General features: G+C 67.8%; 21 protein-coding genes. 7 read left to right on the forward strand and 14 right to left on the reverse strand.

Going from position 1 to position 24236, the window contains the following annotated elements; genetic code table 11:
• Positions 1-12: 12 nt before the first annotated feature.
• From ACSZL9_RS11250 to ACSZL9_RS11270, 5 genes are all read right to left on the reverse strand, one after another.
• Complete coding sequence (locus ACSZL9_RS11250) at positions 13-1641, reverse strand: hypothetical protein (RefSeq protein WP_446665582.1); 1629 nt, start codon at positions 1639-1641, stop codon at positions 13-15.
• 146 nt (positions 1642-1787) lie between these two features.
• Positions 1788-3332: a glycoside hydrolase family 3 N-terminal domain-containing protein gene (locus ACSZL9_RS11255; RefSeq protein WP_446665583.1), complete on the reverse strand. Its 1545-nt coding sequence runs from the start codon at positions 3330-3332 to the stop codon at positions 1788-1790.
• The gene (locus tag ACSZL9_RS11260; RefSeq protein ID WP_446665584.1) at positions 3329-4153 is read right to left on the reverse strand and encodes a carbohydrate ABC transporter permease; all 825 of its coding nucleotides are present in this window, start codon (positions 4151-4153) and stop codon (positions 3329-3331) included. The genes ACSZL9_RS11255 and ACSZL9_RS11260 overlap by 4 nt, the downstream gene beginning before the upstream one ends.
• The gene (locus ACSZL9_RS11265) at positions 4150-5064 is read right to left on the reverse strand and encodes a carbohydrate ABC transporter permease (protein WP_446665585.1); all 915 of its coding nucleotides are present in this window, start codon (positions 5062-5064) and stop codon (positions 4150-4152) included. The genes ACSZL9_RS11260 and ACSZL9_RS11265 overlap by 4 nt, the downstream gene beginning before the upstream one ends.
• A gap of 33 nt (positions 5065-5097) precedes the next feature.
• Complete coding sequence (locus ACSZL9_RS11270) at positions 5098-6405, reverse strand: sugar ABC transporter substrate-binding protein (RefSeq protein ID WP_446665586.1); 1308 nt, start codon at positions 6403-6405, stop codon at positions 5098-5100.
• Positions 6406-6614: 209 nt separating this feature from the next.
• Here ACSZL9_RS11270 and ACSZL9_RS11275 point away from each other — a divergent pair, with 209 nt between their 5' ends.
• Together ACSZL9_RS11275 and ACSZL9_RS11280 are read left to right on the forward strand one after the other, a co-directional pair.
• A complete protein-coding gene (locus tag ACSZL9_RS11275; RefSeq protein WP_446665587.1) occupies positions 6615-6980 on the forward strand; it encodes a GntR family transcriptional regulator in 366 nt (121 codons plus the stop codon).
• A gap of 151 nt (positions 6981-7131) precedes the next feature.
• Complete coding sequence (locus ACSZL9_RS11280) at positions 7132-7278, forward strand: hypothetical protein (protein ID WP_446665588.1); 147 nt, start codon at positions 7132-7134, stop codon at positions 7276-7278.
• Between the two features lie 154 nt (positions 7279-7432).
• Here ACSZL9_RS11280 and ACSZL9_RS11285 read toward each other — a convergent pair whose 3' ends face one another.
• The 7 genes from ACSZL9_RS11285 to aceB form a co-directional block, all read right to left on the reverse strand.
• Complete coding sequence (locus ACSZL9_RS11285; RefSeq protein WP_446665589.1) at positions 7433-8680, reverse strand: acyl-CoA dehydrogenase family protein; 1248 nt, start codon at positions 8678-8680, stop codon at positions 7433-7435.
• Between the two features lie 70 nt (positions 8681-8750).
• Complete coding sequence (locus ACSZL9_RS11290; protein WP_446665590.1) at positions 8751-10082, reverse strand: acyl-CoA dehydrogenase family protein; 1332 nt, start codon at positions 10080-10082, stop codon at positions 8751-8753.
• 239 nt (positions 10083-10321) lie between these two features.
• On the reverse strand, positions 10322-10909 hold the full coding sequence (locus ACSZL9_RS11295; protein WP_446665591.1) for a type II toxin-antitoxin system PemK/MazF family toxin: 588 nt from the start codon (positions 10907-10909) through the stop codon (positions 10322-10324).
• The gene (locus ACSZL9_RS11300) at positions 10906-12231 is read right to left on the reverse strand and encodes a (Fe-S)-binding protein (RefSeq protein WP_446665592.1); all 1326 of its coding nucleotides are present in this window, start codon (positions 12229-12231) and stop codon (positions 10906-10908) included. The genes ACSZL9_RS11295 and ACSZL9_RS11300 overlap by 4 nt, the downstream gene beginning before the upstream one ends.
• The gene (locus ACSZL9_RS11305; protein WP_446665593.1) at positions 12231-13448 is read right to left on the reverse strand and encodes an FAD-binding oxidoreductase; all 1218 of its coding nucleotides are present in this window, start codon (positions 13446-13448) and stop codon (positions 12231-12233) included. The genes ACSZL9_RS11300 and ACSZL9_RS11305 overlap by 1 nt, the downstream gene beginning before the upstream one ends.
• Entirely contained in the window at positions 13448-14920 is a 1473-nt protein-coding gene (locus tag ACSZL9_RS11310; protein WP_446665594.1) for an FAD-linked oxidase C-terminal domain-containing protein, read from the reverse strand. Before ACSZL9_RS11310 ends, ACSZL9_RS11305 begins: the two co-directional genes overlap by 1 nt.
• Position 14921: 1 nt before the next feature.
• Complete coding sequence (aceB, locus tag ACSZL9_RS11315; RefSeq protein ID WP_446665595.1) at positions 14922-16523, reverse strand: malate synthase A; 1602 nt, start codon at positions 16521-16523, stop codon at positions 14922-14924.
• Positions 16524-16734: 211 nt separating this feature from the next.
• On the opposite strand from aceB, the gene ACSZL9_RS11320 reads away from it, so the two are divergent.
• Entirely contained in the window at positions 16735-17976 is a 1242-nt protein-coding gene (locus ACSZL9_RS11320; protein ID WP_446665596.1) for an MFS transporter, read from the forward strand.
• Positions 17977-18033: 57 nt separating this feature from the next.
• Here ACSZL9_RS11320 and ACSZL9_RS11325 read toward each other — a convergent pair whose 3' ends face one another.
• Complete coding sequence (locus ACSZL9_RS11325; protein ID WP_446665597.1) at positions 18034-18678, reverse strand: hypothetical protein; 645 nt, start codon at positions 18676-18678, stop codon at positions 18034-18036.
• A 209-nt stretch (positions 18679-18887) separates the two neighbouring features.
• On the opposite strand from ACSZL9_RS11325, the gene lepA reads away from it, so the two are divergent.
• From lepA to ACSZL9_RS11340, 3 genes are all read left to right on the forward strand, one after another.
• Positions 18888-20732 carry a translation elongation factor 4 gene (lepA, locus tag ACSZL9_RS11330; RefSeq protein ID WP_446665598.1) on the forward strand — a complete coding sequence of 615 codons (1845 nt, stop codon included), beginning with the start codon at positions 18888-18890 and terminating at the stop codon, positions 20730-20732.
• The gene (trmB, locus tag ACSZL9_RS11335) at positions 20733-21515 is read left to right on the forward strand and encodes a tRNA (guanosine(46)-N7)-methyltransferase TrmB (RefSeq protein ID WP_446665599.1); all 783 of its coding nucleotides are present in this window, start codon (positions 20733-20735) and stop codon (positions 21513-21515) included. It abuts the gene before it with no gap.
• A 206-nt stretch (positions 21516-21721) separates the two neighbouring features.
• A complete protein-coding gene (locus ACSZL9_RS11340; RefSeq protein ID WP_446665600.1) occupies positions 21722-22186 on the forward strand; it encodes a hotdog fold domain-containing protein in 465 nt (154 codons plus the stop codon).
• Between the two features lie 6 nt (positions 22187-22192).
• Here ACSZL9_RS11340 and ACSZL9_RS11345 read toward each other — a convergent pair whose 3' ends face one another.
• Complete coding sequence (locus ACSZL9_RS11345) at positions 22193-23074, reverse strand: LysR family transcriptional regulator (protein WP_446665601.1); 882 nt, start codon at positions 23072-23074, stop codon at positions 22193-22195.
• A 71-nt stretch (positions 23075-23145) separates the two neighbouring features.
• Between ACSZL9_RS11345 and ACSZL9_RS11350 the strand changes: the two genes are divergently transcribed.
• Positions 23146-24228, forward strand: coding sequence for a YeiH family protein (locus tag ACSZL9_RS11350; protein WP_446665602.1), 1083 nt, complete (start codon positions 23146-23148; stop codon positions 24226-24228).
• The last annotated feature ends 8 nt before the right edge of the window (positions 24229-24236 follow it).

Genomic DNA, 24236 nt, shown 5'->3' on the forward strand with positions numbered 1-24236 from the left:
TGTGCTGTTGTCTCAGACGCGACCGGTCGCGAACCGTGCGATGCAGGTGCCGTCGCGCCAGGTGGTGGCGATCTCCACGACGTGCGCGTAGTCGGCCGTCGGGACCAGCGCCGGGCTGTAGTTCTCACACACGTCGTCGGCCGCCTGCGGCACGCTGACCGGGGCGATGATTCGGTGCCACGCGCCACTGCCGCCGGTGGAGTTGGTCAGCAGGGTGATGCCGTTCCCGCCGTCGATGCCGCCGGCGGAGTTGACGTACATCTGGCCGGCCAGCACGAGCTTGCCGGTCGCCGACCCGTCGTCGAGCACCGTGATCACCGGCGTATGCCGGAAGTGCGTGCCGTCCGTCGCGACGATCTTGCTGCCGGCAGCGGCGGGGTTGCCCCAGTCCGCTCCGTCGGCCGAGGTGCGGTAGTAGACGTCGCAGTTGTAGCCGCCACCGCAGATCTCGTAGGTCATGATCCGGGTGCCGTTGCGCAGCTCCCGGACAACGGGCATGCCGGGACGAGCTGACGAATCCGACAGGCTGACAACGGGATAGGGCTTGCCGAAGGTCTTGCCACCGTCGGGGGAGAAGATCTCCATCAGGGTCTGGCTGTGTCCCGGCTGGGTCTCGTCCGAGTAGTACATCGTCAGCTGGCCCTCGGCATTGACCCGCATCTCCGGCTCCCACAACGTGCCGCCGGCTGCGGCGGTGATGGCCGTCGATCGCTTCGTCCACGTCACCCCGTGGTCGAGCGATGCCCACAGCTCCAACGACATCGGTTTGGCGTTGATCCCGTAGGACGCCGCGAAGAGCAGCGCGCCCTCCGGGAGGTCGCCCACGGCTCGGGGCAACTCGTAGATGGACGCGCAGCAGACTCCCTGCGGCGCGCGTGGCTCGTCGATCGCGCTGATCTTCTGGAAGCTGCGGCCATCGTCGGTGCTCCGGTAGATCGACGAGATACGTTGTGCGTCATACGAACTCGACGCGATGATCTGGCCGTTCGCGTCGCCGGAGTGAGCGAGGCGGATGGCACGGGGATACATGTTGGTGCCCTCGCCGAGCAGGTCACTGCCGACGGCCGTGAGCGAGAAGTCGTCCGCCTGGATCCAGGTGTCCTCGGACGCCCAGACGCCGGCATAGACATCGAGTGACGTGGCATCGCCACTGTCGACCGTGACGCTGAATTGCTTCCAGGACCCCACGGCAGCGAAGCGGTCCTCGTTGCGGACGGGGCCGCCGCCGGGCACCCGGGCGCCGATGTAACCCTCGGCCGAGTTGGCGGACGTCTGCACCCAGCCGGTGAGCACGTAGGTCGTGTGCGGAGTGACGGTCACCGTCTGGTAGACGCTGTTCCACCCGCTGTTGTAGCGGGCGAACGCGTTGTTCGTGCCGCCGTGTGCCCAGCCCTTGTCGATGTCCGCGCCGCAGTTGCCGGTGCAGTGCCACGGCGCGCTCAGCGTCGACGAGGTCTGCTGCTCGAATCCGGGGTCGGCCAGCAGATTCGCGGCCTGGGTCGAGCTGGCCGAGTCGGAGGCGGACAACGCTCGCGGAGCCGCAGCAGCGGCGGGCAGGAAGCATCCGCTGACCAGCAGTGCGAATGCCGCGAGGGTGATGCCGATGGCGTGCTCCGACCGGCCACGGAAACGAACACGCATTGGACACCCCAGGTGAGTAAACGATTACCTTCGGCATCAGTGTTCTCCCGGAGCGACGGGCTGCCAAGAAAAATGCGAAGTCTTGACCAAACACTGAAGGTGCCCGGATGGGTGACCGTCGGGGCGCCCCGGGCGGCGAGCGTCGTTCAGCGAGTGAGCAACTCGCGGACGGCTGCCGCCGTGGGCACGCTGTCGCCGAAGGTCCAGATCACCCGGCGCGCACCGAAGAGGTCCTCGGTGCCGTCCGCATATCCGGAGACGATGACCAGTGCATCGGGGTTGGTCAGCAGGCAGCGCTGCAGCTGCTCGTCCTGCGCGGCGTCATGTCTGGGCGACCCGGTGACGACGACATCGGCGACCGGCAGCTCGTCCTGTGTCCGGATCTCGGAGTGGCCAGCGTGTCCTTCCGCCGCGTCGGACAGGACGAAGGCCGACGTCAGCATCGACCCCGGCGCGGCGGCGAGCACCGCTGCTGTGGTCATTGCCGGCAGGGCACCGGCAGCGACGTTGCGTTGGCGTCGAACGTCCACCACCTGCAACGGTTTCCGAGGTATGGCGATGGTGCCGCGTGTCGCCAGCGCGCGTCGGGCGGCGGATCGGTCGGCACTGTCATCGGGTCGGACCTGCGATGCTGCGGATGCGTGTGCCCGTCGCCAGGCGCGTAGGGCGTCGATGCGTGCGGCCGCTTCCTCCAGCCGCTCCACGGGCAGACGACCTTCGTCGATCGCGCCCGACAACGCATCCCGCGCCTCGGTGAAGACACGCTTGTCCTTGTCCGGGCTGTCCGCGCCGAGCACCGGGTTGCCGAGGCCGAGCAGGTCGGCGCCGGCGAGCATCGCCTGCACGCAGCCCTCGCCGAGGCCGATCGTGTCGTTGATTGCGCCCATGTCCAGCGCGTCGGTCATGATGACGCCGTCGAAGCCGAGCTCCTCGCGCAGCAGGGCGAGGGCAGCGGCGCTGATCGTCGACGGCCGGGTCGGGTCCAGGGCGGGCACGATCACGTGGGCGGTCATGATGCACCGGACGCCGGCCGAGACCGCGGCGGCGAAGGGAGCCAGCTCCCGCTCCCGCAGCACGTCAAGTGGTGCGTCGACGCGAGGCAGGCCGACATGCGAGTCGACTGCGGTGTCACCGTGTCCCGGGAAGTGCTTGGCGGTGGCGGCGACGCCGGTGGACTGCAGGCCATCGGCATACGCGACGGCATGCCGGGAGACCAGTTGCGGTGTGTTGCCGAAGGACCGGACCCCGATCACCGGGTTGCGCGGGTTGCTGTTGACGTCGACGACCGGTGCCAGGTCGATGTCGATGCCGGAGGCGAGCAGGTCGGCGCCGATCGCCGCCGCGACAGCGCGGGTCACCCCGACGTCATCGACCCGGCCCAGCATGGCGGCTCCGACGTGCGGCGACCCGTTGCGTGCGCCGAGTCGGCTGACGATGCCGCCCTCCTCGTCGGTCGCGATCAGCAGGTCGCCCATGTCGTGCAGTTGTTGCGACAACGCAGCGGTCGTGGCGACGTCGCCGATGTTGTGACTGAAATAGACGACGCCGCCCAACCCGCGCTCGATCGCTTCGGCAAGCCAGCGGGGCGGAGTCTCGCGGCCGGAGAAGCCGGGCTGGAGCACACTGTGGACCAGTCGGTCGACAGCGGGGTCGGAGCTGAGGCGGGTCGAGTCCGCGGATGGCGCGTTCACTTCACGGCACCGGAGACGAGGCCGGCACCGAGGCGCCGCTGGGCGAGCACGAAGACGATCACGACCGGCAGCGTAACGACTGTGGACGCTGCCATCAGGCCACCCCAGTCATTGGTGTTCGCGGTGGAGAAGTGCTGTAGACCGACCCCGACCGTCAGCACACTGTCCTTGGACAGGAAGGTCAGCGCGAAGGTGAACTCCTCCCACGCCATGACGAACGAGAACGCCGACGTAGCAACGAGTCCCGGCACCACCAGGGGCAGCAGCACCGACCGGAACATGCGCCACCACCCGCAGCCGTCCAGGTATGCCGCCTCCTCCAACTCGCGCGGCACGGCCGCGACGAACCCCCGGAGGTTCCAGATGGCGAAGGGCAACGAGAACGCGATGTAGACCAGGATCAACCCGAGCAACGAGTTGAGCATCCGCCAGTCCTTCATCTGCAGGAACAGCGGGATCACCAGTGCCTCGGCCGGCAGCATCTGCACGACCAGGATCAGCACGAGCATGGTGGAGCGGAACCGGAAGCGGAACCGCGCGATCGCGACGGCCCCGAGCAACGCCAGCGCTCCGGAGAGCACGACCACCGCGACCGTGACGATCGCCGAGTTGAGCAGGTACTGACCGAAATCGTGCTCGGTGAATACCCGGGTGAAGTTGTCGAACGTGACGTGGTCGGGCAGCAGGCTGTCGGTGCCGGAGCCGTTGCGTGCGTTGAACGCGGTGCTCAACATGAAATAGACGGGGAAGAGCGTGAAGAAGAGCAGCGCGAGCACGGCGACCGTCTTGCCGACCGTGCGCCACGGCGAGTTGGTCCTCATGCGGTCTCCTCCTCACGGAACATCACCCGCAGGTAGATCAGTGTGATCACCAGCAACACCAGCGTGAGCAGCACGGCGATCGCGGAGCCGAGGCCGTATTTCGTCTGGTTGATGGACGAGACGTAGGACCAGACACCGAGGTTGAACACCTTAGGGTTGCTGCCGTCACCGCCGGGCATCAGATAGATCTGGGTGAAGACCTTGAAGTCCCAGATCGTCGACAGGATGGTGACCACGGCGAAGACCGGCCGCAGCAGCGGGACGGTGACCGACCAGAACCGCCGCCACGCCGATGCTCCGTCGATCTTGGCCGCCTCGTGCAACTCGGTGGGCACGGTGAGCATCCCGGCGAAGAGCGTCACCGCGACGAAGGGGAAGCTGTGGTGGACGACGTTCAGCAGCACGATCGCGTAGAACGACCACCGATCGGTGAACCAGTTATGCCCCTCCGGCCCGATCAGGCCGAGCCACTCCAGCACGCTCTTGGCGACACCGTCGTCGGGCGCGAAGATCCACGTCCAGACGTAGGTGTCCGACACCGCGGGGATCGCCCAGGCGATCAGGACCGACCCGATGATGAGGGCCCGGACCTTCGTGCCGACATTCAGCAACAGCAGCGCGACCAGGGTGCCGAGAACAATTGTGCAGATCACCGCAAGTGCAGCGAACACAACGGTGTTCGGGAGGATCGTCTTCCACAGGTATGACGCGGGTAGCCCGGGCGCCCCGGTGAAGATCTGCTTGTAGTTGTCGAACCCGATGCCCACCGGGTGCCCGCTGATCACCTCGCGCAGGTTGTAGCGCTGGAAGGACAACACCGTCACCCGGACGATCGGGTAGAGGAGCAGTCCCGCGATGACGATCAGCGGGCCGGCGAGCAGCAGCCAGGGTCGTGATTTGGAAGTAGGCACGTATCGATTCTTCGGATCGGGTCGCTGCGGGCGTCAGTTCTTGGCGTTGAGCGTCGTCTCGATCGATGCCGATGCCTTCTTGGTCGCCGCCTCGACCGACGTGCCGGTGAGGATCGACTGCAGCATCGCGGTGATGGTCTTGTTGCCCTCGACGGTGCCCCACTGCGGCGCGCTCGGCACGTTGCGGCCGCCCTTGAGCATGGCGGTCGCGAACGGTGCGACGAGCTTGTCCGAGCTCTCGGCATACGGCTTGAGCGCTGTCTTGGTGGTCGGCAGGTAGCCCGTCTGGTCGGCCCACTTCTTGGCCAGGTCGCCGGTCGTCATCATCTTGATGAACTTCCAGGCCAGGTCCTGCTTCTTGCTGGTCGCCATCACCGACAGGTTGGATCCGCCGAGGAAGGCCGGTGCCACACCGCCGTCCTTGCCGGGGATCGCGAACGCGCCGACCTTGCCCTTGAGGTCCGGGTTCTGCTCGATCACGGTCTTGGGTGTCCAGTTGCCCTGGATCACCATCGCCGCCTTGTTCTTGGCGAACGCGTCGAGCAGGTCGGTCTCCTTCCAGGTCGACGCGGCAGTCGTCGACGAGCCGTCCTTCAGCGCCAGGTCGGTGTAGAACTTCAGCCCGGCCTGCGACGCCTTGGAGTCCAGTGCGCCCTTCCACTTGTCGCCGTCCTTGGTGGCGAAGGCACCGCCGGCGCCCCAGATGAACGGTGCCGCGCCGTATGACGAGCCACCGGCGACCGGCATCGCCGCCATCTTCGGCTCCTTGGCCTTCAGCGTCTTGACGGCCTTCTCCAGCTCGGCCCAGTTGGTCGGGACCTTCACGCCGTCCTTTTTGAAGATGTCCTTGCGGTAGACCATGCCGCGGACACCGGCATACCAGCCGACGCCGTACTGCTTGCCGTCGTAGGTCGCCGAGTCCTTCAACGCCTGCAGCTCGTCCTTGGCCATCCCCGAGGCCGTGACCTGCTTGGTGATGTCGGCCAGGCCGCCTGCCGCGGCAAACTCAGGCGTCCAGGTGGTGCCGATCTCCGAGACGTCGGGACCGCCGCCGCCGGCGAACGAACGCACCAGCTTGTCGTGCGCGTCGGCCCACTCGACCTCCTGGACCTTCAGCGTGGCGCCGGTCTGCTTCTTGAATTCCTTCTTGATCGCCGAGTAGAACTTCGACGCGTCCGGGTTGGTGCCCTTCATCACCCAGAAGGTCAGCGACTTCGAGCCTCCCTTGGCGCCGGAGTCGCCGTCTCCGGCGCTCGAGCTGCCGCCGCTGTCGCCACAACCGGCGAGGGCGAGAGTGAGCGCGGTGAGCGAGGCGAGGGCCGCGGCTGTCGTGGTGCGCATGGGGTTCTCCTTGGGGACGCGGAACGGGGTGGGCCGGGGATCAGGGCGACCCTACGGAAAATGGAATCGTAAGTGGCAGATTAGGGGAAAATTGTTTCCTCGGCGGTGACTGAACGCAGCGTGTTTGCAGCGTGTCGGCGGGCTGTCGGCCGGGTGTCGGCGGCGTGTCGTGGCCGTCCGGGATCCGCTGCGGTGCAGGAGGTTGTTCGATGGGGGTCATGATGACGATCGACCACGACGCAGCAGTCCCGCCATACCAGCAGATCTGTGACGGCATCGCCGCGCGCATCGAGGCGGGGGAGCTGACCGTCGGGGCACGCCTGCCGTCAGTGCGCGGGCTGGCCGAGGAGCTCGGTGTCGCACCCGGCACCGTGGCCAAGGCCTACACCGAGCTCGAGACGGCCGGGCTGGTCGTGGCGAAGGGTCGCTCGGGCACGCAGGTCGCGGCCGGCGGCGACACGACGCGAGCGCTCGCCGCGGCCGCCGCGGACGACTTCGCGGTGCGGGTTCGCCGGCTCGGGCTGGGGACCGACGAGGTGCTGCGGATCGTGCGTGCCAGCCTCGAACGGGGCTGACGACAGGCCCGCCGGTGTGCGTGCGTCGGTGTGCGTCTCAGGGGTGTGCCGGAAATCACCTACCGGCGAGTGGCGGCGCCTGGTTTCGGAGAGATAAAATTTCGATAACGAAAAATTCGTTCTCGAAGTTCGTCTCGAAGGAGAGACCAGCATGACCACGTTCGCCCGCGCCATCCGTGACCGCCGTGAAAACGCCCGCAGCCGTCGCGCCCTGATGGACGCGATCCACAACGCCTCCACGCAGAGTGCGCGGGACGATCTGGTGATGGCGATGCAGCGCGCCAACACCAAGAGCTGACTGTGAGGTCACCGAGGAGCTCGTGAGCTTCGTCCTGAGGAGCCCACGAGGGACGAGTGGGCGTCTCGAAGGAGTACGAGCGAGCGTCTCGAGGTGCTGCCACACATCAAGAAGGCCCGACCGGTTCACCGGTCGGGCCTTCTCGCTGTCTGAGCTACCTCAGTTCGCTGGAGCTCAGCTCGAGCAGGCGACGCGCGACCACCAGCAACTGGATCTGCTGCGTGCCCTCGAAGATGTCCAGGATCTTGCTGTCGCGAGCCCACTTCTCCAGCAGCTCGGTCTCGGCGTATCCCGTTGCGCCGCAAAGCTGCACGCAGGTCAGTGCCACGTCGACACAGGTGCGGCCGGCCTTGGCCTTGGCCATCGACGCCTGCATCGAGTTGGGCTTGCCGTTGTCCGCCATCCACGCCGCGCGCAGGGTCAGCAGGTATGCCGCCTCGTAGTCGGCCTCCATCTGCAGCAGGCGCGCCGCGGCATACGGCTGCGTGTGAGCGGGGGCCGCCGGGTCCGCCCGGATGCCCGCCTCGGCGAGCAGATCCGTGGTCAGGTCGAGGCTGGCCCGGGTCAGGCCGACGGCCATCGCCGCGACCAGCGGGCGGGTGTTGTCGAAGGTCTGCATCGCCCCGCCGAAGCCGCCCTCGGTGCGGATCTCCGGGTCGCCGAGCAGGTCGTCGGCCGGCACGCGGCAGTTGTCCAGTGAGAACGCGGCGGTGTCCGATGCGCGGATGCCGAGCTTGTGCTCCAGCCGCACCAGCTTCAGCCCGGGGTTGTCCCGGCGCACGACGAACGACTTGATGGCGCGCTTGCCGAGCGAGCGGTCCAGCGTCGCCCACACCACGACCAGTTCGGCGCGTTCGCCGCTGGTCACGAAAATCTTCTCGCCGTTGAGGACGTATTCGTCGCCGTCCTTGGTGGCGGTGGTCCGAATCGCGCCGGAGTCCGAGCCGGTGTCGGGCTCGGTGATCGCCATGGCCGCCCACTTGCTGCCGTAGCGCTGCTTCTGCTCGTCGTTGGCCACGGCGGCGATCGCGGCGTTGCCCAGGCCCTGGCGGGGCAACGACAAGGTCAGCCCGACATCGCCGCGGCAGGTCTGCATGATCGACAGCACGGACGACAGATTGGAGCCGTTGACGGTCTCCTTGGGCTTGCTTCTGTGCGAGCCGGCGCCGACTCCGGCCGGCTCGGTCGAGCCACCACCGCTGGTAGTGCGGGCACCGGCACCCTGCGAGGCGCCGGAGTCGGACAGACCGTCGATGACGGCGGACATCAGGTCGAGCTCGCGGGGGTACTCGTGCTCGGCCAGGTCGTATTTGCGGCTGATCGGGCGGAAGACCTCGTCGGCCAGGCCGGCTGCCTGCTTGACGAGCGGGACGAACTTCTTCGGAATCTCAAGATCGATCATGAGCGAAATCCTTTGGCACGAAAGATGTTTCGGGAGCAGACGGGCGATGCGTCACCGGAGGGCGCTGTCGTCATACGAGGAGCACGCCTTCCATCAGGCCCGCGCCGCGCAGGTCGCGGAACCACCGCTCGTTGTCGAACTCCTTGACGAAGCCGTGACCGCCGAGCAGCTGCACACCGTCGGATCCGATCTGGGCACAGTGCTTCTCGGTCAGGGCCCGCGCGTTGGCGATCTGCTCCGACGCGTCGAGGCCGCGGTCCAGGCGGGACGCCGCGCGCCATACAACCAGGCGCAGGCCCTCGAGTTCGATGGCGATGTTGGCGACGGTGAAGGCGACCGCCTGACGGTTGGCGATCGGCTCGCCGAATGCCTTGCGTTCCTTGGTGTAGGTCTTCACCTGGTCGAGGACGGCCTGCGCGGTGCCGACGGCTGCGGCGGACCAGGCGAGCCGTGCACGGGCGACCGCGTCCGTGTGGTCGTCGGCGCTGCCGAGCACGTTCTTGGCCGGGACGCGGACGCCGTCGAGGTGCAGCGTGCCGGTGTGCGCGGCGCGAACGCCCATCGCGGGGTTGTCGGACACGGTGACGCCGTCCGCGGCCGGCGGGACGATGACCAAGCGCGGCTCGCCGTCGAGTTTGACGGAGATGATGAACAGGTCGGACTTGGCGGCGCCGGGCACGAGGGCCTTCGTGCCATCGATGATGAGTTCGCTGCCCTCGCGGCGGGCGGTGGACCGCGGCTTCGCCGGGTCGAAGAGCGGCTGCGGCTCCATCAGCGCCAGAGCACCGGTTGCAGGTGACTGCTCGTCGGTGAAAGCGCCGAGGTAGGTCGCCTGCTGATCTGAATCGCCATAGTTGACAAGGCAGTTCGCGACTGCCGCGGGGTGCATCACCGCGACGGCGAGACCCATGTCGCCGCGGGCGAGTTCTTCGAGGACAAGCGCGCTGGTCACTGCAGAGGCTTCCTCGGCGACACCGCCGAGCTCGGTGGGCACACCGAGGAGCGCCATACCCATCTGAGCGGCCTGCTCGCGCACTTGGTCGGGTGCGGTCCGCTCGGAGTCAGCAGCCGAGGCGGCGGGACGCAGCACCTCGTCGGCGAGCTCGCGCGCCGCTTCGCGGATCATCTCCTGGTCGTCGCTGGGAGTCAGGTCGAACTGCACGCGGGGTTTGGCCGGCTTGCTCCGTGTCGGGCTGCCCGAGCCGCTCCTGGCAGCGAAAGTGCGCCCGGCGGCGACCTGAGCGCGGAAGCCTTGACGTGCTCCGCGATAGAGGACCTTTTCGACCTTGGCGCGCAGCGCGGGGTTCTTCATGGCCTCCAGCCCACCCGCGCGGGTGATGAGGCGCATGCCGAAGTTCTGGCCGCGGTCGGCCAGCGTCGGCTTGGAGGTGTGGTGGCTCATGGATGCCTCTCCGTGTGTCGGTGGCGGCTCATGCGACGACGAACCGTGCAGGCGGTGTTCTTGTAACTTACGGTACCGGAAACATCGAGTATCGGGTACTGCGAACGCCGGAATCACGCCACACGTTCTCGCGCCGAGCGGACACGAAGAGGACCCAGTGGACACGAAATCCGGCTCGTGGAGAGCAAAATTTCGTGTCCGCTCGGTCGTTGGGTGTCCGCTCGGTTGAAGGGGCGGGGTCAGGCGTATGCCGCGCGGACCGCGTCGGCCACGGTGTCGAACCTGTCGCGGGGCAGCACGGCGCCCTCACGGCGTATCGCAGCCGCGGACAATCGGACCACCCGGTTGACCCGCACTTCGCTGGGGCGATGTTTCGGATCCCAGTCGCCGCTGCCGATGTCGCACCACAGGCGGCCGGCGCGGCGCTCCTGCTCAGCATCGCGGTCGTGGTCCTTGCTGGTCAGCATCAGGCCGAGCAGCCAGTCGCCGTCGCGTCCCACGAGCAGCACCGGCCGGTCCTTGCCCTGGCTGTGGTCCTCCTCGAAAGGCACCCAACCCCAGACGATTTCGCCGGGGTCTGGCTTACCGTCGGGCTTGGGGGAGTAGCTCAGGTCGGGTGCGCCGGTGAAGTCGCCCGGGTAGTCGGACGCAGGCTGCGCGCCAGAGTGCGGCTCGTGGTGCGGACCGGTCGAGCGGGACCCCGCCGACCGCGCGCGGTCGTTGCGTCGCGAGTTCGGGCGGCGGCGACCGGACTGCTTGAGGGACTCGCGCAGGACATCACCGAGGAAGCGGGTGGCGGTGCGGGCAAGGTTGGATCGGGTGCTCATGGTGCGAGCAACTCTGCCACGTCCAGACCGCGGATCGACGCATCCAGCACCGTGGCCGTGTGCGCCATCGGGATCGGTGCGCCGAGTTTGTCGAGTGCGTTCGCGATCTGCATGAGACAGCCCGGGTTGGCGGTGACGATCAGATCGGGCTCGAGCGCCATGATGTTGCGCGCCTTGCGCTCGCCCAGCTCTCCGGCGGTCTCCGGATGCAGGATGTTGTAGACACCTGCGGACCCGCAACAGATCGCTGCGTCCGGGATCTCGACGATCTCCAGACCCGGGATCTCTCGCAGCAGCTGTCGCGGCTGCGACCGCACGCCTTGCGCGTGCCCGAGGTGACAGGCGTCGTGGTAGGCGACCTTCAACGGCAGGGGATGCCGGGTGGCGACGGTGCCGAGGTCGGCCAGCACCTCACTCAGATCGCGCACGCTGGCAGCGAAACCACGCGCGGACTCCGCTGCGGCATCGTCGTGCTCGGCTTCGAAGAGCGATCCGTAGTCCTTCATCGCACTGCCACACCCGGCAGCGTTGGCGACGACCGTGTCGACCTCAACCTCGCCGAACGTCGCGATCGTCTCGTGGGCGAAGCGCTGCGCCTCGGTCTCGCGGCCCGAGTGGCTGCTGAGCGCGCCGCAGCATCCTTGCCCCTGCGGTATGACGACCCGGCAGCCCTCCGCCGCGAGCACCCGAGCCGTCGCCGCGTTGACATCGGAGAAGAAGACGTCCTGGACGCATCCGGTGAGCAGCCCGACGACGGCGCGCTCAGTGCCCGTAGCCGGGACCTGCGCGGGGAGTCGCTCCGGTGCGGCGAGCTTCGGAGTCAGTCGCTCCATGGCGGCCAGCCCGGGCAGTAGCCGCTCGAGCAGCCCGGTGCGGCGTAGTGCCCGGTCCAGGCCGAGTCGTTGCGTCGCACGAAGCGGACCGCGCAGCTTGCGCAAGCGCTCCGGGTAGGGGAAGAGGTTGAAAATCGTTGTGCGCAAAGCCTTTTCGGCGCGGGTGCGCTCATGGTTGCGCTCGACCTGGGCGCGGGTCTGCTCCAGCAGACGGTCGTATTGCACACCGCTCGGGCAGGACGTGACACAGGCCATGCAGCCCAGGCAAGCGTCGAAGTGCTCGACCATCCGGTCGGTCATCGGGGCGCCCTCCAGGCCGGCCTGCATCAGGTGGATGCGACCACGAGGCGAGTCCATCTCCTCGCCCCACAGCTGGTAGGTCGGGCACGTCGGCAGGCAGAAGCCGCAGTGCACACAGTCGGCGATCAGCTCCTGCGAGGGTGGGTTGTGTGCGTCGAACGCCCCGGTGCCGGACGAGTTCAATGCCATCAGATGCCTCCCACGAATCGGCCGGGTGCCAGCAGGCGGCCGGGGTCGAACTGGTCCTTCAGTCGGCGCATCACCTGCAGCCCGTTGACCGGGCCCCAGACGTCGAGCTCGTAACGCAGCGCCAGCGGCGCCTTCTGCACGACGACGGCACCGCCGGCACGCGCCGCAAGGGGTCGCAGCAACTGCAACATCCCGGCCACCGTTGCCACAGGGGTCTGTGGCCGGGTGGCGGCATACAGCACGCCAGTGCCTGCTGCACCACGGACGTGGAGCCCGAGTTCGGTTGCGGCGTCGGCGATCTCGGCCACTGCGCCGAGGCGACAGGTGATCTTGAGCACGGCCGAGTCCAGTGTGCCCGGCAGCTGCCAGGGCCAGTCCAACTCCGCGACGGTCGCAGTCTCGGTCGCGAACTGCTCTCGTGCTGCCTCGATGCGTGGTGGGACACCGTCGTCAGTGCCCTCGAGAAGCATCGCCACGGTCGCCGATCCGCCCGGTTGCCAGTCGATCTCGAGAGCGGCGGGAGCTAGCTGTGAGTGGCAGAGACGAGCAAGCAGTGGCTCGAGGTCGTGCGCGCCGACAGCGGCGGTGACCCAGGCACCGGTCGCCGGCACCGGATGCAGCCGGAACGTCGCCTCGGTGATCACGGCCAGCGTGCCCTGCGAGCCGATGAGCAGCTTGCCCAGGTCATAACCGGCGACATTCTTGACCACCTTGCCGCCCGATCGGGCGACGGTGCCGTCGGCGAGCACGACGGTCACGCCGATGAGTAGGTCACGGGCGGTGCCCAGGTGCAGTCGACGTGCTCCACTGGTGTTGGACGCCAGCACCCCGCCGATGGTGCCGCCGGGGATCGGCTCGTCGAGGCCGAGTCGTTGGCCGCTGTCGCGGACGTGGGCTTGTAACGCTGCCAACGGCATTCCGGCTTCGGCACGAACAATCAGGTCCCCCGGCTGGTGCTCCAGCAGCCGGTCCATGGCACCGGTCTCCAACAGCAGGTCGACCCCGGTGACGACGCCACCGAAATCGGTCTTGCTGCCGTTGCCACGGACGACGGTAACCGCATCGACGGTGTCGGCCTCGCGCATGACGATCGAGACCTGGGCGGTGCTCGTCGGGCGGGCGACGCAGGTCGGGACATGTCCGTCGACGGCGTCGGCCGGGGTGCCGGCACGCACGTCGACGCCGCGATCACGCAGGGCGGCACTGAGATCAACCATCAGAAGACCTCGCCGAGTCCGGCGTCCTGCACAGGATGCGCTGCCCGTCGCTTGCCCGGGACCTCGCCGCAGAGTCGCGGAGTGGGAAACACCTTGCCGGGGTTGGATATCCCGGTCGGATCGAACGCGCAGCGCACGAGTTGCATGGTGTCGAGGTCGTCCGCGGTGAACATCTTGGGCATGTGCTTGGCCTTGTCGGCGCCCACCCCGTGCTCGCCGGTGATCGACCCGCCGTGCTCCAGGCACAGGTCGATGATGGCGCCCGACGCCTCCTCGGCCGCGTCCGCCTGACCCGGCACGCGCTCGTCGAAGAGCACCAGCGGATGCAGGTTGCCGTCGCCGGCATGGAACACGTTGGCGACCCGGACTCCGCGCTCGGCCGCGAGGGCGGACATGGCGGTCAGCACCTCCGGCAGCGCCGTGCGAGGTATGACGCCGTCCTGCACGATGTAGTCGGGACTGATCCGACCGACGGCAGCGAACGCGGACTTCCGGCCGCGCCAAATGGCCTGGCGCTCAGCGTCATCTGCGGCGATCCGGATCTCGAAGGCGCCGGCCTCACGGCAGTGGGTCTCCGCTGCTGCGAGCTCGGCCGCGACCTCGTGCGAGGGCCCGTCCAGCTCGACCACGAGCACTGCGCCGGCGCCCTGCGGATAGTTGCAGGCGACGGCGGCCTCGGCAGCCTCGATGGCGAGCGCGTCCATCATCTCGATCGCGGCCGGCACGATGCCGGCGCCGATGATGGCAGACACGGCGGCGCCGGCCGAGTCGGTGTCGGTGAACCCGGCGAGGAACGTCTCGACGGCTGCCGGTGAGCGGGTGAGTCGCACGGTCACCTCGGTGGTGATGCCGAGGGTGCCCTCCGAGCCGACGAACGCGCCGAGCACGTCATACCCCGGGGCGTCGGGCGCGACGCTGCCCAGCGTCGTTCGCTCGCCGTCGGGAAGGACGACCTCGGCGGCCACGACATGCGTCGCCGTGAAGCCGTATTTGAGGCAGTGCGCCCCGCCGGAGTTCTCCGCGACGTTGCCGCCGATGCTGCACACCTGCTGGCTGGAGGGGTCCGGCGCGAAGTAGTAGCCCTCGGGGCGGGTCCGGGTCGAGACGTCGAGGTTGATCACGCCGGGATCGACCACGGCGCGTTGGTCACGCGCGGAAACGTTTGTGATCCGGCGGAATCCGCTCATCACGATGAGCACACCGTCGGCGTGGGGGAGCGCCCCGCCGGACAGACCCGTGCCGGAGCCGCGTGCCACGAAGGGCACGCCGTGCTCCGCACACGCCTGCACTGCCTGCTGGACATCGTCGGCAGTGCGCGCGAGCACCACGAGTGCGGGCGTCACGCGATAGTGCAGCAGTCCGTCGCAGTCGTAGGTGGCCAGTTGGGTCGGGTCGTCGACGACAGTGCCGGACGCAAGCACCGACCGCAGCCGTTCGGTGACGGCCGCGATCGGTGCGTGCGCGGTGGACATGTCAGGGCATGCGCTCGTAGGCCGGCAGCGTCAGGAAGTCGGCGTAGTCGTCCGCGACCGCGACCTGCAGGAAGGTGGCCTTCGCGTCCTCGTAGTCGGCCGGCTCACCCGGCAGATCCGCGATCACCTCGTCGGCCAGCGCGAGCACCATCTCCTCGGTGACCTTCTCGCCGGTGTCGGCCAGGTGCACGTCGTTCCGGATCTGCTGCCAGATCTGCGAGCGACTGATCTCGGCCGTCGCGGCATCCTCCATCAGGTTGTAGATGCCGACGGCGCCGCGGCCGGCCAGCCACGACTTGAGGTATTGCAGGGCGACGTCGATGTTGCTGCGCAGACCGGCGGAGGTGACCTCACCGGGGGTGGACTTCACGTCGAGCAGGTTCGCGGCCTGCACATCTGCGTCTGGGACGTTGTCGATCTGGTTGGGCTTGTCACCCAGCACCTCGGTGAACGCGTCGCGGCAGGTGCTGACCATCGCCGGGTGGGCGACCCACGAGCCGTCGAAGCCGTCGCCGGCCTCACGCGTCTTGTCCGCGGTCACCTTCTCGTATGCCGCCTTGTTGACCGACTCGTCCTTGCTGGGGATGAACGCCGCCATACCGCCGATCGCGGAGGCGCCGCGACGGTGGCAGGTGTTGACCAGCAGCTGGGTGTAGGCCCGCATGAACGGCACCGTCATACCGACCGAATTGCGGTCCGGCACAATGTAATCCGTGCCTCGCGTGCGGTAGGTCTTGATCACCGAGAAGAGGTAGTCCCAGCGGCCGGCGTTGAGACCGGAGGAGTGGTCGCGCAGCTCGTAGAGGATCTCCTCCATCTCGAACGCCGCGGGCAGCGTCTCGATCAGGCAGGTCGCTCGGATGGTGCCCTGGGGTATGCCGAGCCGGTCCTGCGCGATGACGAACGCGTCGTTCCAGAGCCGTGCTTCCTTGTGGCTCTCCATCTTCGGCAGGTAGAAGTAGGGGCCCTTGCCGCGATCGATCTGCTTCTGCGCGCAGGCCACGAAGTAGAGGGCGAAGTCGACCAGCCCGCCGGAGGTCTGCTCACCGTCGACCAGGATGTGCTTCTCCGGCAGGTGCCAGCCGCGCGGCCGCACGATGATCGTCGGCTGCTGCTCCGGCGGAACGAGCTTGTACTCCTTGCCCTCCGGGCTGGTGAAGTCGATCGTCCCGTCGATCGCGTCCTTGAGGTTCAACGGTCCCTCGACGACGTTCTCCCACAGCGGGGTGTTGGCGTCCTCCTGGTCGGCGAGCCACGCCTTCGCACCGGAGTTCAGCGCGTTGATCGTCATCTTCCGGTCGGTGGGGCCGGTCATCTCGACGCGGCGGTCCTCCAGCCCGGGAGCGAGCGGGGCGACCTTCCACGACGGGTCCTCTCGGACCGATCGGGTCTCCGCCAGGAAGTCCAGGTCCTTGCCGGCGGCGACGTCGGCGACCCGCTGGGAGCGCGCTTCGAGTGCCTCGAGACGTCGGGAATTCAGCCCGCGGTGCAACTCGGCGATGAGTTCCAGGGCAGCGGTGCTGAGGATCTCGTCGTAGCGCTCCTTGATGGGGCCAGTGACGGTCACGCCGTTCGGCAGGTTCGGCGCGGTCGTGTCGGACATTGGTGCAACCTCCACAATGTGATGTGAAATTTTCGCATGTCGGAATTTCCTGGCTCGCTACCGCACTCTAGCGCGCGGTCTCTGCACGATCATTTCCGCCCCGAGCATCATCGGCAAGTGGCAGTCGCCGTGCGGTGAGTGGTGAGTGAATCCGATCACGTCGAGGTCCTTCTACTCGCGAGTAACCACATCGGAACGGAACGCTGGGACCGTGACCACTTCGCTCCGCCCGCAGTCGGCGGTCCCCGGCCGGCCCGACAGCCGGTCCGACAACCGGACCCGACTGGCGTTGTTGGCCCTTGCGCTCGGCGGATTCGCAATCGGCACAACAGAGTTCGTCACGATGGGGCTGCTGCCGCAGATCGCCGACGGGGTCCACATCGACATCCCGACCGCAGGACACGTCGTGTCGGCATACGCGCTCGGGGTCGTCGTCGGAGCACCACTGGTCGCGATGCTCGCCGCCGGCGTGCGCCGCAAGACCGTGCTGATCGCGCTGATGGTGGCCTTCGCGGTCGGCAATCTCGCCTCCGCCCTTGCGCCCGGCTACTGGACGTTGCTGGCCGCCCGGTTCATCAGCGGTATGCCGCACGGCGCGTTCTTCGGGATCGGCTCGGTGGTGGCCGCCTCGCTGGTGCCGGCACACCGACGCACCTCGGCGGTCGCGATGATGCTTGCCGGGCTGACCGTCGCCAACGTCGTGGGCGTGCCGCTGGCCACCGTGCTGGGGCAGCACCTCGGGTGGCAATGGCCCTACGTGTTCGTCGGATTCATCGCACTGGTCACGGTCGCGGCGGTCCTGGTCTGGGTGCCGATGCAGCCGGCCGACTCCGGTGCGTCCGCGCGCTCCGAGCTCAGTGCGCTGACGCGACCGCAGGTCTGGCTGACCCTCGGCGTCGGCACGGTCGGCTTCGGCGGGATGTTCGCGACGTTCTCCTACATAACCCCGACCATGACGCACCTGTCCGGCTTCGAGGACGCGGCGGTGCCGCTCATCCTGGTCGTCTACGGCGTCGGTATGACGGTCGGCACGATGCTGTCCGGGCGGGTCGCGGCATACGGGATGCTCCGCGGCATGATCGCCATGCTGCTGGCCATTGCGGTGCTCCTGGCGTTCTTCGGTGTGCTGGCACAGGCTCGACCGACTGCTGTCGTCGCGGTGTTCCTGCTGGGCATGCTGCCCTCGGTGCTGGTGCCGCTGTTGCAGACCCGACTGATGGATGTCGCGCAGGAAGGGCAGTCGCTGGCTGCGGCGCTCAACCACTCCACGCTCAACATCGCCAACGCGCTCGGCGCCTGGCTCGGCAGCCTGGTGCTCGCCCACGGCCTCGGCTACGAGTGGCCCAGCCGGGTCGGAGCGATGCTCGCGGTGGCCGGCATCGCGATCGCCGGCGCCAGTGCCCTGCTCGCGCGGCGGGAGGCGTGTGGGAAGGGACCGGTCGGACCGGCATGAGAAACCCGCTCGCACCCTGGTGGGTGGCGAGCGGGTTCTGCGCGCAGGATCGCGATCTCAGAGCTGCGGTGTGAAGGATGCGTTGACGGTGTTGCCGCTGCCCGATGTCAGCTGGGTGATGAGCGGGGTCAGCAGGCCGCACCCGGAGAACGACGGAATCGTGTAGCTCGAGGACAGGTCCAACGGGTCGCTGAGGCTGGTCAGCTTGCCGGTCAGATGCATCGATGCCGGTGTCGAGGTCTTGCAGGTCTTGCTCGGGACCAGGTTGAGGAAGCTGAAGATCGGTGGCGTCAGCTTCGTGATGTGGACGTTGAACCGCTGCGTCGCCTCGACGTCCTTGGTGGCCAGGTTGACGTTGCCCGTGGCCGGCCCGACCGGCTCGATCTGCAGGGTCGCGGTGGCGATGCCCGGGATGCTGAAGACGCCGGGGATGACCGGCAGGTCGACCTTCATGGTGGCCGCCTTGAGGTCGAGATCGGCCGACAGGTTGTTGCTCGTGGCACCGAGGTCGATCTTGACTGTCTGGGTGCCGTTGAAGACGACCGTCTTGTCCGGTTTGGCCACGTGCGTGGAAACCTTGGCGGTCTGCTGCAGCGTCACCACCGGGTCTGCGCTCGCTCCGGGTGAGGTGCCGACAGCAACGCCCGTTGCGGCGCCGGCGGCGACCAGTGCGATCCCGATCCGTCGTGCGGTATGAGCCATGGCGGTTCCTTTCGGTCAGACCGGTGGCAGCCGGCCTGTGTGAGGGAGATCACAACCTACCAACACGTAACTTTCTGTGGAGTAGGTTTCGCCGAATTCTGCGATCGCGTCCCGTGGTGGTTCGCGAGTTCGGGACTTCGACGAGTGCATGGGACACTGAGCGCGATCACCCGTCCCGCGTTTTCTCGAGGTAAGCCCCGTTGTCTCCCATGGCTCGTCAGGCGTTGCCGCCCGCCGCAACCCGCCCGGACCTGATCCGGAACTTCTGCATCATCGCCCACATCGACCACGGCAAGTCCACGCTGGCCGACCGGATGCTGCAGATCACCGGAGTCGTCGAGGACCGTGCGATGCGCGCGCAGTACCTCGACCGGATGGACATCGAGCGCGAGCGTGGCATCACCATCAAGAGCCAGGCGGTCCGTATGCCGTGGGAGCTGGACGGCACGACATACTGCCTGAACATGATCGACACGCCCGGTCACGTGGACTTCACCTATGAGGTTTCGCGGTCGCTAGCGGCGTGCGAGGGTGCGATCCTGCTCGTCGACGCCGCGCAGGGCATCGAGGCGCAGACGCTGGCGAACCTCTACCTGGCGATGGAGAACGACCTCACGATCATCCCGGTCCTGAACAAGATCGACCTGCCGGCCGCGCAGCCGGAGCGGTATGCCGAGGAGATCGCCGGGCTGATCGGCTGCGAGCCGTCGGACGTGCTGCAGGTGTCGGGCAAGACCGGTGTCGGTGTCGAGCCGTTGCTGGACGAGATCGTCCGGCAGTTCCCGGCGCCCGAAGGCAACGCGGACGCTCCGTCGCGGGCGATGATCTTCGACTCGGTCTACGACACCTACCGCGGTGTCGTGACCTACGTGCGGGTGGTCGACGGATCGCTGAAGCCGCGCGAGCGCATCGAGATGATGTCGACGCGTGCCAACCACGAGTTGCTCGAGATCGGGGTCATCTCACCGGAACCCAAGCCAGCCGACGGACTCGGCGTGGGCGAGGTCGGCTATCTGATCACCGGTGTGAAGGACGTGCGGCAGTCACGTGTCGGTGACACGGTGACCTCGGCGCGCGGTGGTGCGCAGGAGCCGCTGGGCGGTTATCGCGATCCGAAGCCGATGGTCTTCTCCGGTCTCTATCCGATCGACGGCTCCGACTACCCGATCCTGCGTGACGCACTGGACAAGCTGAAGCTGAACGACGCCGCACTGGTCTACGAGCCGGAGACCTCCGCCGCGCTCGGCTTCGGCTTCCGGATCGGCTTCCTCGGCATGCTGCACCTGGAGATCGTGCGCGAGCGGCTGGAGCGGGAGTTCGACCTGGACCTGATCTCCACGTTGCCGAGCGTGGTCTATGACGTGACACTCGACGACGGCACCACGGTGACCGTCACCAACCCCAGTGAATTCCCCGAGGGCAAAGTCGCCTCGATCACCGAGCCGGTGGTGCGTGCCACCGTGCTCGCGCCGAGTGAGTTCATCGGCTCGATCATGGAGCTGTGCCAGTCTCGCCGCGGCACGCTGCGCGGGATGGACTACCTGTCCCCGGAGCGGGTCGAGATGCGCTACACGCTGCCGCTGGCCGAGATCGTCTTCGACTTCTTCGACGCGCTGAAGTCCAAGACCCGCGGCTACGCCTCCTTCGACTACGAGCCGGACGGTGAGCAGGTCGCCGACCTGGTCAAGGTCGACGTGCTGCTGCAGGGAGACAAGGTCGACGCGTTCTCCAACATCGTCCACCGCGACAAGGCCTATGCGTATGGCGTCTCGATGGCGACCAAGCTCAAGGACCTCATCCCGCGCCAGCAGTTCGAGGTGCCGATCCAGGCAGCGATCGGCACCCGGATCATCGCCCGCGAGAACATCCGCGCCATCCGCAAGGACGTGCTGGCCAAGTGCTACGGCGGTGACATCAGCCGCAAGCGCAAGCTGCTGGAGAAGCAGAAGGAAGGCAAGAAGCGGATGAAGATGGTCGGCTCCGTCGAGGTGCCGCAGGAAGCGTTCATTGCTGCGCTCTCGCAGGATTCCGGCGCCGAGAAGGCGAAGAAGTAAGTGTCGCAACCGGATTCGCCATACCTCGCTCGAACCCGGTCGTTCACTCGCCGCAGCGGACGGATGGCCGAGCGCCATCATCGAGCGCTCGCCGAGCACGGGCCGACCTACCTGCTGGACGTGCCGATGGTGGGGGAGGGCACCTCGGTGCAGCCCGACTTCCGGCTCGACGTGGCGGCCGCGTTCGGGCGGCCCGCACCGCTGATCGTCGAGATCGGCTCCGGCGGCGGTGATTGCGTCGTGCACGCCGCGAAGGAACATCCCGATCGCAACTTCCTCGCGGTCGAGGTATGGGTGCCCGGCGTCGCGCAGACGATCGCGAAATGCGTGCATGAAGGCATCGACAACGTCCGGCTGATCTGTGCCGACGCCGCACAGAGCCTGCCGTCGATGCTGGGGCACGGCAGCGTGCGTGAGGTGTGGACGTTCTTCCCGGACCCATGGCCGAAGACCAAGCATCACAAGCGGCGACTGGTGCAGCCGGAGTTCGCCGACAAGATCGCGGATCTGCTGGAGCCGGAAGGCAATTGGCGTCTCGCGACGGACTGGGCCGACTACGCCTGGCAGATCCGGGACGTCGTCGAAGGCTGTGCAGGCCTGGTCAATCCGTATGCCGGCAGGCTCGCGGATCCCGGTGATACCGAGGTCGACCCGCGTGGTGCCCACGGTGGCTTCGCGCCCCGGTTCGACGGGCGGGTGGAGACCCGATTCGAGCGCAAGGGTCTGCGGGTCGACCGGGTCGTGCGCGACGTGCTCGGCACCAAGCCGCACCAAGCTGGTTGAGTAGCGGAGGAGCGAAGCGGGGGAGCGTATCGAAACCGGCGAGCTGGGGCCGAGCTGTTTCAAGGTGGTTGAGTAGGGGAGGAGCGAAGCGGGGGAGCGTATCGAAACCGGCGAGCTGGGGCCGAGCTGTTTCAAGGTGGTTGAGTAGGGGAGGAGCGAAGCGGGGAACCGTATCGAAACCCCCTACTGACCAGTAACATCGGGGCATGACCTCGACCTACCAGCTCTACCAACGGCTGACTGCCAAACCCTTCGGCCGGCAGCTCTTCGCCCTGGGCTTCATGGCTCGCGCACCCTACTTCGCGACGGTGCAACCGCAGATCCGGGAGATGGCGCCAAACCGCGGCGTCGTCCGGATCCGCAAGTGGAAGGGCGTGCAGAACCACATCGGCACCATCCACGCCATCGCGGTCGCCAACGGCATGGAAGCGGCCATGGGTCTGCTCGCCGAAGCCACCGTGAAGCCGGGAACTCGCTGGATTCCCAGGGGAATTCAGCTGGACTACATCACCAAGGTGCCGTCGGCCGTCGAGTGTGTTGCCGAGACTGACCCGGCCGACTGGGACCAGCCGACGCCGCACGAGGTGCGGGTGCGTGTCACCGGCAAACTCGCCGACGGCACCGAGGTGGTCAAGGGCGTCATACCGCTGTGGGTGACGGCAGCGAAGTAGGAACGCTCACTCGCGGCCGGCGATCGCGACCAGCTCGGCGACCGGTCCGCGCAGGCGCCGTGGGCCGGTCCACACGGCGCGCAGCTGTCGGTGCAGTCGCAGGGACGTCGGGACTTCGACCAGCGTCCCGCCGGCCAGGGCGTCGGACACGGCGAGCCTGCTCAGCACCGCGGGTGCGGTGCCGGACTGCACACTGACGCGCACCGCGGCGTTGCTCGCGAGCTCCACGACCGACTGGGCGGGCGAGCCGAGCGCCTCGTCGAGCGCGACTCGGGTGCCGGATCCGGGCTCGCGGGTGACGAGCGGGGTGATCCACAGGTCGTCGGCAGTCACCGGATCGGTGCGGCCGGCCCACGGATGACGCGGCGGGACGACGAGCACGAGTTCGTCGTGGGCGACGACCAGATGGTTGACGCCGCGCGGCGGCCGCGGGCCCTCGATGAAACCGACATCGCACCGTGCCTCGTGCAGGTCGGCCAGGACGTCGGAGGTGTTGTGCACGTGGATCTTGGTGCGGACCGTGGGATGGGTCTCGCGCAGGGCGGCCAGCCAGGACGGCAGGAGGTGCTCGGCGACAGTCTGACTCGCGGCGACGACGATCGACTCGGCGCTGTCGCTGGCGAGCGACGTTGCGCCCTCGGCCAATTCGCGCGCGGCCTGCATGACCTTCCGCGACCAGTCCACCACCAGCAGCCCGGAGGCCGTGAGGGTCGACCCGGTCGTCGACCGGTGCAGCAGGGTGACCCCGAGATGCCGCTCGAGTCGGGCGATCGACCGGCTGGCATTGGGTTGCGCGACGCCGGTCGCACGCGCTCCCGCGGACAGGCTGCCGTGGTCGGCGACGGCGACGAGCAGCTCGAGCGCGCTCAGATCCGGCCATGAAGTCATATGCGGAGGATATACCCGGCATGGAGAGATGACGGCTACCGCCCGTGGCGCGGTCGGCCGAAGCTGTAATCGTGGCAATTACGACGCATGAGCACCGCACCGAGCGGACACCGGACAGCACCAGCGCACCGCAGGAACCATCGCGATCCGCTGCGCTGCTGGAGCGAGCGCCCGGCCTCCTGGTGGCCGTCGTGATCGCTGCTGTCGCATCAGTCCTCGGGCATTTCGCCCCCGTGATCGGTGGCCCGGTCTTCGGCATCGTGTTGGGCATCGTGGCCGGTGCGCTCGTGCCGCGCCTGCACGACGACCGACTGGCACCGGGCATCGGCTTCGCCGGCAAGGGTGTTCTGCAACTGTCGATCGTCGTGCTGGGAACCGGACTGTCGCTCGCGAAGGTCGTCGACGTCGGCGGGAGCTCGCTGCCGGTGATGCTCGGCACCTTCGTGGTCGCGCTCGGGGGCGCCTTCCTGATTGGTCGTGCACTGGGCATCAACGGCGAGTTGTCCACACTGATCGGTGTCGGCACCGGCATCTGTGGCGCGTCCGCGATCGCCGCGACCACGGCCGTCATACGCCCGAAGCAGTCGAATGTCGCCTACGCGATCGGCACCATCTTCACCTTCAACATCCTTGCGGTGCTGCTGTTTCCGCCGATCGGCCACCTCATCGGGATGACCGGGCACTCCTTCGGACTGTGGAGCGGCACGGCCGTCAACGACACCTCGTCAGTCGTCGCCGCGGCATACAGCTTCGGCGACGGCGCCGGTCCCTACGCGATCGTGGTGAAACTGACGCGGTCGCTGCTGATCATCCCGATCGTCATCGTGCTGGCCTTCGTGACCGCGCGGCGGGAGGCAGCGAGTCAGGGGGAGCGCGTGAGCATCCCGTGGCGCAAGGTGGTTCCGGCGTTCCTGGTCGGCTTCCTGGTGGCGGCGGCGATCAACTCGCTCGGCCTGATCCCGGCCGGGTGGCACGATGCGCTGACGTTCCTGGGCACCTTCCTCATCACCGTCGCCCTCGCCGGGATCGGGGTCGGCATGCGGCCGGCGCAACTGCGGGAAGCCGGCCACCGGCCGCTGTTGCTGGGAGCGCTCCTTTGGGTGTGCGTGTCCCTCGCCAGCCTCGGCCTGCAAGGGTTGACCGGAACCTTGTGACGCAGCAG

It is taken from the genome of Flexivirga sp. B27 (genome assembly GCF_052905685.1).

Excerpts from the sequence above, each read along its gene's own strand:
- ACSZL9_RS11310 (WP_446665594.1), bottom strand. The coding sequence starts at position 14,920 with ATGTCCACCGCGCACGCACCGATCGCGGCCGTCACCGAACGGCTGCGG.
- ACSZL9_RS11280 (WP_446665588.1), top strand. The coding sequence starts at position 7,132 with ATGACCACGTTCGCCCGCGCCATCCGTGACCGCCGTGAAAACGCCCGC.
- ACSZL9_RS11295 (WP_446665591.1), bottom strand. The coding sequence starts at position 10,909 with ATGAGCACCCGATCCAACCTTGCCCGCACCGCCACCCGCTTCCTCGGT.
- ACSZL9_RS11270 (WP_446665586.1), bottom strand. The coding sequence starts at position 6,405 with ATGCGCACCACGACAGCCGCGGCCCTCGCCTCGCTCACCGCGCTCACT.
- ACSZL9_RS11345 (WP_446665601.1), bottom strand. The coding sequence starts at position 23,074 with ATGACTTCATGGCCGGATCTGAGCGCGCTCGAGCTGCTCGTCGCCGTC.
- aceB (WP_446665595.1), bottom strand. The coding sequence starts at position 16,523 with ATGTCCGACACGACCGCGCCGAACCTGCCGAACGGCGTGACCGTCACT.
- ACSZL9_RS11340 (WP_446665600.1), top strand. The coding sequence starts at position 21,722 with ATGACCTCGACCTACCAGCTCTACCAACGGCTGACTGCCAAACCCTTC.
- ACSZL9_RS11275 (WP_446665587.1), top strand. The coding sequence starts at position 6,615 with ATGGGGGTCATGATGACGATCGACCACGACGCAGCAGTCCCGCCATAC.
- ACSZL9_RS11260 (WP_446665584.1), bottom strand. The coding sequence starts at position 4,153 with ATGAGGACCAACTCGCCGTGGCGCACGGTCGGCAAGACGGTCGCCGTG.
- ACSZL9_RS11290 (WP_446665590.1), bottom strand. The coding sequence starts at position 10,082 with ATGAGCCACCACACCTCCAAGCCGACGCTGGCCGACCGCGGCCAGAAC.
- ACSZL9_RS11305 (WP_446665593.1), bottom strand. The coding sequence starts at position 13,448 with ATGGTTGATCTCAGTGCCGCCCTGCGTGATCGCGGCGTCGACGTGCGT.
- lepA (WP_446665598.1), top strand. The coding sequence starts at position 18,888 with ATGGCTCGTCAGGCGTTGCCGCCCGCCGCAACCCGCCCGGACCTGATC.
- ACSZL9_RS11250 (WP_446665582.1), bottom strand. The coding sequence starts at position 1,641 with ATGCGTGTTCGTTTCCGTGGCCGGTCGGAGCACGCCATCGGCATCACC.
- ACSZL9_RS11325 (WP_446665597.1), bottom strand. The coding sequence starts at position 18,678 with ATGGCTCATACCGCACGACGGATCGGGATCGCACTGGTCGCCGCCGGC.
- ACSZL9_RS11300 (WP_446665592.1), bottom strand. The coding sequence starts at position 12,231 with ATGGCATTGAACTCGTCCGGCACCGGGGCGTTCGACGCACACAACCCA.
- ACSZL9_RS11285 (WP_446665589.1), bottom strand. The coding sequence starts at position 8,680 with ATGATCGATCTTGAGATTCCGAAGAAGTTCGTCCCGCTCGTCAAGCAG.